Raw genomic sequence first — 11385 nt, forward strand, 5'->3', positions numbered from 1 at the left:
TGTCATGATTTGAGCCGAGCCAACCGGTACAACAAATAGGCGCCAAGCAGTTGTAGACCGAACGCGAGATACAGTATTTGCCGCCCGCTCGGATCGAACCACATCGATCCGAAATAGTTTGGGTTCGTCAGGATCAGAAACCCGCCAATCCCCACCGGCAACATACCGAGTACCCAGGACGACAGGCGCGTTTCCGATGACATCGCCACGAGCTCACGTTCGGCCTGTTCCAGATCACGCATGAACGACGACATCCGATCGAGCATCACGTCGGCCCGGCCGCCGTACTTGACAGACAGGCGTAACACCGCCCCCACCAGTTCCAGCTCGCGAGTGCCATACAACAACGCAACGTGAGAGAGCGCACGATCGATCTCCACACCGGAGCGCAGCATCCGTGAGACATGATCCAGGCATTCGCGCAGCGGGGCATCCGTGGTTTGCAATGCCGCCTGGAAAGCGGCCGGCACGCTGTTGCCAAGCGTAATCAGACGAACAATGCCATCAAGAAACGACGGCAATTGCCGAACGATCGCCTGACGGCGCTTGTTTGCGCGCATCGACAGCACGAAGTAGAGAAACACAAGGCATGCGACCAGCGTCACACCGGCCGCCAGTGCGCCCCCCTCATTTGCCGCCACGAGGCACAACGCCAGCCCGGTGCCTGCAACGATCAGTGGCAGCACGCGGGATGTTCTCAGGCCTGCGCGATTCATCAGGGTTGCGAATGAATAGCTGATTCGCGCGTTGAAGTACCGCAAATATTCACTCCAGGCCGCTCCGGGAGCCGGGGCCTGTGGTAAGAACGAAAGCGTAGGCGCCACCCGGCGCGCAGTCGCGGTACGGGACGCCGGCACGGACACGGCCGGCTGGGCAGCGACCATCCGACTGTCGATGAAACGCTCAGTACTTGCCTGGTCTTTGCGTTGTGCGCCGCGCTGCAATATCAGCAGCGCACCTGCAGCGCACAGCAGCGCGAGCGCAGCAAAGACCATGACTGCGCTAGACATTGAAGCCCCCGCCGAAACCACCGCCACCGGTGTCGAAGCCTCCTCCGCCGAAACCGCCCGCGTTCGTCGAACCGCCGAGCGCCTGTCGGAAGCGCGCCAGCTTGGGCGAATGCGGATGAATGCCGAGCGACACCCATTGATCCAGTTCTTCCCCATCCTGCGTTACCACAGGCTCATAACGATAGAGCTCCTGAGTCGCGATAATGTTGTCGGAAAGCCCTGTCACTTCGGTGATCGACAAAATTCGCCGGCGACCATTCGACAACCGGCCAATCTGCACAATGAAATCGATCGCATTGGCGATCTGGCGGCGCAAACTCGACTCGGTGCCCTGAAAACCAGCGAACCCCGCCAGCATTTCCAGCCGGTAGAGACATTCACGCGGCGAGCTGGCGTGGACCGTGCCCATCGAGCCGTCGTGACCGGTGTTCATCGCCTGCAGCATTTCAAGCACTTCGCCGCCGCGCACTTCGCCGACGATGATCCGGTCCGGACGCATCCGCAAGGTATTGCGCAGAAGGTCGCGAATCGTCACGACACCCGCGCCGTCGAATCCACCCGGGCGACTTTCAAGCCGTACCACGTGCGGGTGGTTTAACGACAGTTCAGCCGTGTCCTCGATCGTCACCACACGCTCCGCCTCGGGAATGTGAAACGCCAGTGCGTTAAGCAGCGACGTTTTTCCCGAACTCGTACCGCCAGATACCAGCACGTTGCAACGCGCGGCCACGGCCGCTTCGAGCAGCGCGCCAATTTCCTGGTTGTAAGTGCCATTGCCGAGCAGATCGTCGGGGCGCAGCGGATCCTTGCGGAACTTGCGTATCGATACGATCGGACCGTCGATCGACAGTGGTTCGATCACCACATTAACGCGACCGCCATTCGGTAAGCGGGCGTCGACCATCGGATTCGATTCATCCAGGCGACGGCCGATCGGTGCAAGAATTCGCCGAACAATTCGCAGCAGATGCGCGTTATCGGCAAAGCGCACCTGAATTCTGGTCAGAATGCCGTGGCGCGACACGTACACGTCGTTGTAGCCGTTGATCAGAATGTCTTCAACGGCCGTATCGTTCAGCAGATCCTCAATGGGGCCAAAGCCTGCCAGTTCCTTGGTAAGCGCCTCCGCGATCGCGCGGACCTCGGCTTCGTTGATCGGGATTCGGCGCAGCCGCACAAAGCTGTCCATTTCCAGATCGACGAACTGGTTGATCGCATTACGCGACCACCGGCCGAACTCGGAACCCAGTTCCTCGATGCGAGTGAGCAGATGTTCGTGCGCCGCGTTCTTGATGTCCTGGAACTGCTGGCTTTGCTCGAACGATGGCACGTCGTCGGCGAATTCGATCTCTTTTACCATCGTCTATGACCGCTTGGTGGAGGTTGAAATAAGGCGCTTGAGCGCGCCGAGCGCAGACTTGCCTGGCAACTGCGCTGCTGCACGAGCGGCGCCGCCAAGGCGTTCGATAAGCGGCTCAAGCGCACGCACGTACGGGTCGCGCGCCGCCGTTTCGACCAACAGGTGCCCTTGATTGGCAGTCTGACCGAGTGCCACGCGCCGTTCAGGCAAAGTAGCAAGTAATGGAATTTCCAGACGCTGGCCAATCTGGACGGCGCTCAGGCCGAGATCAGGATCGAACTTGTTGACGATCAGCCGCACATTTCCCAAGTCGATACCTTCTTCGCGCAATGAGTCGAGGACACCGACCGCCGATACAATCGACGCCACCCCCTGGTCGCACAGCAACCAGGTCTCGTCCGCGGACTGCACCACGTGCGCGATGAACTCGCTGCTGGAGAAGCCTCCGAGATCGACGATCTGCTGGTCGAAGAAAGCACGCAATCGATTCAGCAAACTGATTGACGATGCATACGACACTTCGCGCATCTCGGCGAGGTTCGGCGGTAGTGAGGTAAACGCGAGACCACTTGCGTGATGTGAAAGTGCTGTGTGCACGAAGGTCTGATCGAAGCGGCGTAAGTTGCGCACCGCTTCGACAAAATGAAACTCGCTGCGCGTGTTGAGCAACAATGAACCATCGCCGGCCGGCAAGCCTAGATCGAGCAACGCCGCCTGCCGGCCCTGCTCGACGTCGCGACGCTGCAACATGACCGCCAGATTCGTGGCGAGCGTGCTGACGCCCATACCGATGCGTGCGCCCACCAGCGCCGTCACATGGCCATGCCGGCTGACCGGCTCGACCAGATTGTCGATGACCTGATGCGTAATGCGTAGTGCGTCGGCAGCGGGAGCAGACAGATCGATAAAGTCGCGCACCCCGGCACGCAATGCGGCGATCGCACTCTCCGGCTCGGCAAGCGAACCTATGGCAACGATTTGCAGTCCCGGATAAGCTGCACGCACCGTGCTTGCAGCAGCACTCGCAGCGGCCGCCCGCCCGCCCGAAAAGTCGATGAATACCAGCGACGGATTAAGCACCGCAATGCGTTGCGTAAGCGTCGCCGGATCAAGCGTCACGGCTTCGACCCGCCCTGCTGCGATCAGCGTTTCGACAAGCCAACGCACGTGTTCGTCAACCAATGACGCGAACACGAAGGAGTCGGTGACAGCCCGTTCAGTCAATGAATGCGTTCTCGCGTTCATATTGGACATCCTGTTGCGGCATTGGCTGAAGCGCCGCCGCCTTGTACTGCTCGCCATAGCGCGCGACCTGCACCGAAGCGTAAGACGCTTCGTCGCAGTGCCGGAGCGCGCCACATGCTGAATGCTTGCGCCTGCTCACTTCGAGAACCCTGGTACAGCATCCGGGGACGCGAATCCACCGATCAACGCGCGCCACACGGGACCGTTGCGCTGCTCAGCCTGCTCGCCCGGAGTGGACGGCAACGTTGCACCCTTCGCAAGCGGAGACACAAGATGGGGCGTCACGATAATCACCAGTTCCTTATCGTTCTGCTGGTAGTTCAACTGCTTGAAGAACGCGCCGATGATCGGCAGGTCGCCTAGCAACGGCACCTTTGAAACGTTCGAGATCGTTTCGCGATCGATCAGGCCGCCAATTACGAAGCTCTCGCCATCGCCGAGTTCGACCGTCGTATCGGCGCGCCGGGTGGTGATCGCGGGAACCGACACGCCGCTAATCGTCACGGCATTGGAGAAATCCAGCTGACTCGCCTCCGGCGCCACTTTCAGCGCGATTCGCTGCGGGCTGAGCACGGTCGGCGTAAGCGTCAGGCCTACGCCATAGGGTTTGTACTCAATCGACGTAGTACCCAGCCCTTGGGGAATCGGCACCGGGATCTCTCCACCGGCGAGAAAACTTGCGCTTTGCCCAGACAACGCAACGAGTGTCGGTTCCGCGAGGACCCGTGCAAGATTGTTGTTCTCCAGCAGACTCAGGTTCGCGAACAGCCCATGCGTGGCGGAGTTAAAAATCAGGTTGAACGCCGACGATATCGGCGTCGTGGCCGTCGTTTGCGGCTGCTGCCCCGCGGTCGCGGAAACTGAGGTCAACGCCGATGGCGCAAACGAGCCAAACGAAAATCCGTTGTTCTGCTTGAAGAAGTTAAAGCCCACCTCCTTAAGCACTGAGCGGCTGAACTCGACCACCCGCACGTCGACCTGCACCACCGAGCGCGTAGCGACCGTCGACGTGTCGTACGTCGCGACACCTCCGCCAGCGTCGCCACCAATCCCGCCCGCACCGCCACCCTTACCACTCGCACCGAAACTGGCAGCACCGCCGGTGCCACTGCTACTGTCCCCGCGAGCCGCGCGCTGACGCGCCTCGATTTCCGCGGCCGCTACTGCTCGCTGGTGCTTTTCCATGGTCGGCGTCGCGCCGGAAATCAGCGCGGTGTCGCCGAGCACTTTCACAGAAGGCGTATCGGGTCCGAGCAGAGTCTGTGACGCGGCAGTAGTCACGTTGACCGTATAGGAAACCGGCACATCTTTACCCTGCTCCCACAGCATGACGCTGGTGGTGCCGGGTGATTTTCCGATCAGCAGCACGCCACCCGTTTTGTCGCCTTTGATGATCAGCACGTCTGCCACCGTCGGGTCGCCGATCGCGACACGTCGCAAGGTGTGGCCACTCGCGAGCGATTGCTGTGAGCCGACAATGATGTCGACATTCCGTGCGTTAGCGGCAGCATCGCTCACCGACGACACTGCGAGCGATGCCGCGCACAACATCGCCATAGTCCCGTATGCAAAAAAGCGTTCTTTCATTTTGTTTTGGGCGCGTTGGCCGCCTGCTCCCTGAAACTGCTATCGAGCGACCATTTCGGCTCGCCCACCCCGTATGACTTCAATCGCACCACTCGTATTCCCTGCAACCCTCGTCACGGGGGCGGCAATCCGCGGCGCTGCTAATGTTCGGCCGGTCGTGTTTCCTGCTGTGCCCGATAACGCATCGAGCGAAACGCCGGCGGCCGCACGTGTCGAATCTTTGAGATGCTCGCCGCCAGCTTGCGCCGATGTTTTCAACACCGCCGGTAGCGCCGCAAACGCGCTTGCATCGACGACTTCGGTGTCGTTCGAATTGCGCAACGCGAATACAAGACGACCGGAGGTTTCGGCGAGAGTCAACCGGTCGACGTCGGCGACGGGAACTGCAAGCACGGCGGTGCGCACCATTCCGTTCGGGTCTCCCGAATTGTCATTGCCAGCTGTGGCATTACCGAAAGCCAATACCCGCAGCTTCGAGATCAGGAGGCGCGCCTGCGAGCGATCGATCTCGGCGTTGCCACCCATGTTTCCGTCGCGCTTGAGCGTGAAGAAAACATCGACGAAATTGCCGGGCCTCAGCCTGTTGCCAACCGCATTGGACTCGTCGACGCGCACGGCAATCGCACGCTCACCCGGTGCGATGCGTTCAGCGATCCCGGACGACAGTTGAGCTTCCAGTATCGGTGTCTGCGCACCGACATCCGCATTCGGAATACGGCCTAGCAACTGCGTCGGATCGGCGAAGGCACCGTTCGGATTGATCGGCAACGACTGAACGCGCAAGCCGTCGGCGGTGATGGGCTGACCGGCTGGCAGCAGGCGTGTTGCCACAACCACAGGAAAACTTGCTTGTGCAACTGACGCTGCCGGCAGGGTTACCGGCCGGCGCGAAAGCGTTACCGCGAAAATGCCGAGCAACAGTGCCAGCACAATCAACGCGCCTGCAGCGATTTTTGTTAGTTTAGGCATGCTGGCTCGCTGAATGAGTCGATTGCGCCCACCCGCTTATGCACTCGGTAGAGCGAAGCAGCGCGGTGCGGTGAGGAGCTGGCGCGTAAGTCAAAGTATGTTCACCGGATTGAGTTGCACTGTTGCGGTACTGCTCAGGTTCTGTGGCAACAAAAGACCGAGACCGGGCAAGGTCGGTATAAGCGGACTGGCCGCGTAGCTATAGGTCAACGTTACGGCGATACAGGTCATGGTGGAATCGTAGTTACACGTAGCTTGAGCGGTTTGGCAGGTGGCGCTCTGAATCATCGGTGCAACCATGTTAGTAGCCGTATTGCAAGCCGCGGTAGCACGTAAGCTAACCGCACCAGACACACTGCTCGCCGACCGATAGTTCAACGCAGCGCGCGCGCCCTCCGCAGTGGCGAGCGTCAGGCTCTGCTGCGCAACGAAGATCATGCTGAACGTCACGATCACGTAAAAAATCGAAAAAAAGATCGGGAATACCAGCGCGAATTCGATAGCGGTCGCGCCGCGTTGCGCATCTCTTCGGCAACTGAGAGGTCGCGCCCGCTTGCGAGCGTTGCGTCGCGCCGGATACGTGATCATCGCGCGCCTCCGGCAACAACCTGGGTCGCCAACCATACGATCGTCGGCACGGTCAGGCATGCAACAAACGGCGTGGCGCGCCTGCCCGCCAACTCGAATGTCGGCGCTCGACGCTGCAGCAACGACGCGAAACGGGTACGAGTCGCGATCAGCAACCAGACTGCGTGAGCGCCAGCCGCTAGACTCGCGACCGCCCACAAACCGAACAGCGCGTGCACACCGCACCATGCACCGAGTACCGCGAACACTTTGACGTCGGCGGCGCCCATCACACCGATGGCAAAGAACGGCAGCAACGCGACCAGACCCACCGCGGCGCCAAGTGCAGCCTGCGCGATGGAAATGCCAAATGGATTCTGGCGCAGCAATGCGCAAGCCAACGCCGTCACCAAACCGGTAACGATTATTGAATTCGAAATGCGCCGACTACGGCAATCGCATACGGCGACCCACGCTGCCCACGCAACGAACAGAATTAGTGTGACGGACCCGTTCATATCAGCCTCGACAGGCGCAACAAAACGCATACAGACCATAACAACAGTCCGCATGCTTCCTATCGAAAAGGCCCCGAATAATTACCAAGTCAGCCGAAATGCACGCCGGCTTTCTCAACAAATGATTGCAGGGGCCGCAGCGCCCTATTAGGCCGCCACTGCTGGCAACAGGGCAACAATAGAATTGAATGCCGCGTTCAACTGAAGGCCCAAGGTGTGCACCGTGGTGCCAATGACGACGACGATAAGGCCTGCGATCAGCCCGTATTCGAGCGCCGTAACACCCCGGTTATCTCTCAGAAAGCGTTGTGTGAACTTTTTCATTTTTACCCTCGGACTTCATTTATTTCGTTTGTTTACGTGCTGCTTCGGATGACGGATTCTTCAGCGCTGCGGACCATTGGTCTCTCATTCCTGGTCCTGCGTGTTGCGCTGCGGAAGCACCGCCTTGCAGCCGGCTTCAATAAAACAGATGTCTATGAGCTGTCTGTTCGATTACGCACCTCCCCCGTCAATCCTTGATGCTTTCGGGTTTTATATCCGAACAATCATATTTAAGCAATTGTCCGCTGCCCCTAGCGCGGCACCGTATGCGTTTTAACGCCGTACTCAGGTTAACGGCAGTTCGTGCGTTGCAGCACATAGGACTAACCATGAGTTAGATTTGCTGCACTAATTATTTGTTTGAACAGAACGTTTCAAGCGTCCGGGACCCTCCCGCTGCGCTTGCGTTACGCCGTGTTTCGTAACGGCGCGCGCGGCTCGTTACGTTACAAAGCCCTCGCAAACGTTTAGCGAATTCATATTCTCGCGGTATATCTGAGTTAGCAGACACTCCACCAATTCTTCGCAAAGCCATATCACGTATGGCTTCAAGCCCTTTTGAAAAAAAATCTTCTGCATTAATCAGTCGAAATGGCACGGCTCATGCAGAGGGAGGCACGCAGCAACACCCAATAACACATGCGATGCGAGGGCGACATGAACATTCAAACGGCCAACACCACACTTCGAACAACCCTGATTGCGGCCAGCGTGGCAGCGATGCTTTCTCTTGGCGCTTGCGGAGGCTCCGGAACCCTGAGTGCCGGCACCGGCGGCGGTAGCGGCTCCTCCGGCAACGCACTTTCCACCACCACCGGCAGCGGAAGCGGTTCGATGGGTTCAGGCGGTTCCGGCACGAACACCAGCGGCAACGGCTCGGGAAGCGGCTCCGGCACAGGCACCGGAACAGGAACGGGTACCGGCACAACCCCGGTCGCGAATGCGCTCGGCACGGTCGTCGGCAACACCGGCGGCGTGGTCAACGATACCGGCTCGATGGTCTCGAGCATCGGTACCGTGATCGGTTGGCAAACCTTGCCCGGCGTGAGTTCGCAAACCACCCAGGCCGCCGGCGGCATCGTGCAGCAAGTCGGCTCGGCGGTCTCGACGCTCGGCACCGGCGTATCGCAAGGGCTCGGCCAGCTCGGCACCGGCGGCGACGCGGTCGGCACGACGGTCTCGAGCCTCGGTGGCGTGGTCGGTCATGTCGGCGGCGCTGTGACGGATGCAGGCAGCCTCGTGACGAGCCTCGGCAGCGGCCCGCTCGCGCCGCTGGCAGCCATCACGACGCCGCTTGGCGGCGTCGTCAATACGCTTGGCAATGCAGTCACCAACGGCGGCAGCACGCTCACCACCGCGCTCTCGACGGGCCCGGTCCAGCAAATCACGCAAACGCTCAGCACCGCGATCACGCCGATTACGTCGATGGTCGCAGCGACCACGCAGACGGTCGGCAACACGACCGGCCTCGGTGCACCGCTGAACGGCCTGCTCGCGACCCTCGGCGGCGGCCTCGGCCAAGCCGGCACGCTGATCAGCGCAAACGGCGGCAATCCGATCACGGCCTCTCTCGGTCATACGGTCACCGATACGGGCACCGTCGTCGCCTCGGTGGGCGGCCTCCTCACCGGCAGCACGGGCGGCAATCCGCTCGCTCCGCTCACCAGCGCGCTCGGCGGCCTGACGGGCGGCACCAGTAGCGGCCCACTTGGTCCGCTCACCAGCGTACTCGGTGGCTTGACCGGCGGTACTAGCAGCGGCCCGCTCGCTCCGCTCACCAGCGTGCTCGGCGGCTTGACCGGCGGCACTAGCAGCGGCCCGCTTGCTCCGCTCACCGGCGTGCTCAGCAGCGTAACAGGGGGTCTGGGCGGTGCATCGAGTGGCGGCAGCCCGTTGGCGCCTGTCACGGGTCTGCTCTCGAGCGTAACCAACGGCCTGAGCAGCGCGACCGGCGGCAGCAGCAGCCCGCTCGCCCCGGTTACCGGCTTGCTGGCGAGCGTCACCGGCGCGCTCGGCGGCGTCACGACAACGGCGGCCGCCACGCCGTCCGCGACGACGACCACCACCACCTCGAGCCCCGGCCTGTCGCTGTCGAGCACCAGCGGCAAAGGATCGGGCAGCAACCCGCTCGCTCCGGTGACGTCGCTCGTCGGCGGCCTGCTTGGTGGCCTGACGAAGAAGTAAGCAGCGCCGTCGAAAGAAGCGCAGTGACCGGCACCCGGAGTGCGGCCCGCCAGCCGTCCCCCGGCTCCGCCGGAACCTGAATGAAATTGAGCCGCGCCGCTCGGACACCCGTTGCACAGGCGCACGCAAACCACGCACACGACACCTAGAAGATACTGAGGAGCACCTATGTCCAGCCAACGTTTTTTTACTCTCCATGCGGCGTGCGCGACAGTGTCGTCGTTGCGCGCACCGTTGATCGCCGTTGCAGTCGCAGGCTTGCTCGCCGCGTGTGGCGGCAATGGCGTCACTGCGCCACCGAGCGTAGCCGCTGGCGGTAGCTCTAGCGGCGGGGGTTCGACGAGCGGCGGCCCGACCCCCAGCACGTCGTCGGGCACGACCGGCGTCGCCACCGCCGCCGCGCAGACCACCAGCGACCTCGGCAACACGATCGCCTCGCAGACCATTCCGGGCCTCAGCCCGCAGGTCACGCAAGGTCTCGGCAACGCGGTGTCGAGCACAAGCGGCACACTGAATTCACTCGCCAACGCAGTGAGCGGCGGCGTCGGGCAAATCGGCACGACCTCCAATCCGGTCGGCACCACGGTCGCCGGACTCGGCTCGGTAGTCAGTTCGACAAGCGGCGTCGTGCAAGGTCTGAGCACCGCGGTCGGCGGGCTCGGCACCGGCAATCTCGCGCCGCTGTCGCCGCTCACCACGCCGCTGGCAACGGTCCTCTCCACTACCGCCGGTGCCCTGAACGCCGGTGGCGTGACGCTCGGCAATTCGCTGGCCTCCGCGCCGGTGCAGCAGATCACCCAGCCGATCAGCACCGCGATCACGCCGATCGTGCAGACCGTCGGACTCGTGACGCAGACGGTCGGCACGCAGACCGGCCTCGGCGCGCCGGTGGGCGGCCTGCTCGCGCAAATCGGCGGCACGTTGAGTTCGACCAGCTCGCAAGTCGGCGCGGCAACGAAGAACCCGATCGGCGCCGATCTCGGCAACCTGGTCGGCTCGCTCAGCAACACGGTGACGAACGCCGGCGGCCTCGTCAATCCGAACGGCCCGAATGGTGCGAATCCGGTTCCCGGCTTGATTACGAGCCTCGTCGGCAGCACGAACGTGGCCGTCGTCAATGGGCCGCCTGCTAACGGCAGCCCGTTCGGCCCGCTGCAAAACTCGCTCGCGAGTCTCGGGCTCGGCAGCAACCCGCTCGGTTCCGTGTCGACGCTGCTCGGCGGCACACCGCTGGCCGGCCTGACCTCGGCGTTGAGCGGCACGCCCTTGAGTTCGCTGACTTCGGGTGGCTCGCCGCTGAGTTCGCTGACTTCGGTGCTGGGTGGTACGCCCTTGAGTTCGCTGACTTCGGGTGGCTCGCCGCTGAGTTCGCTCACCTCGGCGCTGGGCGGCTCGGGTAGCGCATCGAATCCGTTGTCGACGCTGACCGGCGCGCTCTCCGGCGTCACCAGCAGCGCCTCGGGCAGCAGCGGCAGCAACCCACTCGCCCCAGTGACCGCCCTCGTCGGCCAGTTGACCGGCACGCTCAGCTCGGCGGCAGGTTCGACAAGCGGCTCGGGTAGTGCGACGGGCGGCTTGACGACATTGCTCGGCGGCCTGGTGCCGGTGAGCCATAAGTAGT

At 62.1% G+C, this 11385-nt stretch carries 10 protein-coding genes; 2 read left to right on the plus strand and 8 right to left on the minus strand.

Features of this window, described 5'->3' with window-relative positions; translation table 11 throughout:
- Nucleotides 1–2 precede the first annotated feature (2 nt).
- The 8 genes from M0D64_RS13610 to M0D64_RS13645 all read right to left on the minus strand — a co-directional run bounded on the left by M0D64_RS13610 (nucleotide 3) and on the right by M0D64_RS13645 (nucleotide 7580).
- Complete coding sequence (locus tag M0D64_RS13610) at nucleotides 3–1010, minus strand: type II secretion system F family protein (RefSeq protein ID WP_266258060.1); 1008 nt, start codon at nucleotides 1008–1010, stop codon at nucleotides 3–5.
- Nucleotides 1003–2370, minus strand: coding sequence for a CpaF family protein (locus M0D64_RS13615; RefSeq protein ID WP_266258062.1), 1368 nt, complete (start codon nucleotides 2368–2370; stop codon nucleotides 1003–1005). Before M0D64_RS13615 ends, M0D64_RS13610 begins: the two co-directional genes overlap by 8 nt.
- Nucleotides 2371–2373: 3 nt before the next feature.
- Complete coding sequence (locus M0D64_RS13620) at nucleotides 2374–3615, minus strand: fimbrial protein (RefSeq protein ID WP_266258063.1); 1242 nt, start codon at nucleotides 3613–3615, stop codon at nucleotides 2374–2376.
- 135 nt (nucleotides 3616–3750) lie between these two features.
- Nucleotides 3751–5202: a type II and III secretion system protein family protein gene (locus tag M0D64_RS13625; RefSeq protein ID WP_266258064.1), complete on the minus strand. Its 1452-nt coding sequence runs from the start codon at nucleotides 5200–5202 to the stop codon at nucleotides 3751–3753.
- A 39-nt stretch (nucleotides 5203–5241) separates the two neighbouring features.
- Nucleotides 5242–6171, minus strand: coding sequence for a Flp pilus assembly protein CpaB (gene cpaB, locus M0D64_RS13630; RefSeq protein ID WP_266258065.1), 930 nt, complete (start codon nucleotides 6169–6171; stop codon nucleotides 5242–5244).
- A gap of 90 nt (nucleotides 6172–6261) precedes the next feature.
- Nucleotides 6262–6759, minus strand: coding sequence for a TadE/TadG family type IV pilus assembly protein (locus M0D64_RS13635; RefSeq protein ID WP_266258066.1), 498 nt, complete (start codon nucleotides 6757–6759; stop codon nucleotides 6262–6264).
- Nucleotides 6756–7256, minus strand: coding sequence for a prepilin peptidase (locus tag M0D64_RS13640; RefSeq protein WP_266258067.1), 501 nt, complete (start codon nucleotides 7254–7256; stop codon nucleotides 6756–6758). The genes M0D64_RS13635 and M0D64_RS13640 overlap by 4 nt, the downstream gene beginning before the upstream one ends.
- Nucleotides 7257–7403: 147 nt before the next feature.
- The gene (locus M0D64_RS13645; RefSeq protein WP_266258068.1) at nucleotides 7404–7580 is read right to left on the minus strand and encodes a Flp family type IVb pilin; all 177 of its coding nucleotides are present in this window, start codon (nucleotides 7578–7580) and stop codon (nucleotides 7404–7406) included.
- Nucleotides 7581–8237: 657 nt separating this feature from the next.
- Here M0D64_RS13645 and M0D64_RS13650 point away from each other — a divergent pair.
- On the plus strand, nucleotides 8238–9764 hold the full coding sequence (locus tag M0D64_RS13650; protein ID WP_266258069.1) for a collagen-like triple helix repeat-containing protein: 1527 nt from the start codon (nucleotides 8238–8240) through the stop codon (nucleotides 9762–9764).
- A 168-nt stretch (nucleotides 9765–9932) separates the two neighbouring features.
- Nucleotides 9933–11384 carry a collagen-like triple helix repeat-containing protein gene (locus M0D64_RS13655; RefSeq protein ID WP_266258070.1) on the plus strand — a complete coding sequence of 484 codons (1452 nt, stop codon included), beginning with the start codon at nucleotides 9933–9935 and terminating at the stop codon, nucleotides 11382–11384.
- Nucleotide 11385 lies beyond the last annotated feature (1 nt).

This window comes from Paraburkholderia sp. WS6, from assembly GCF_030464835.1.
GTDB lineage: Bacteria > Pseudomonadota > Gammaproteobacteria > Burkholderiales > Burkholderiaceae > Paraburkholderia > Paraburkholderia madseniana.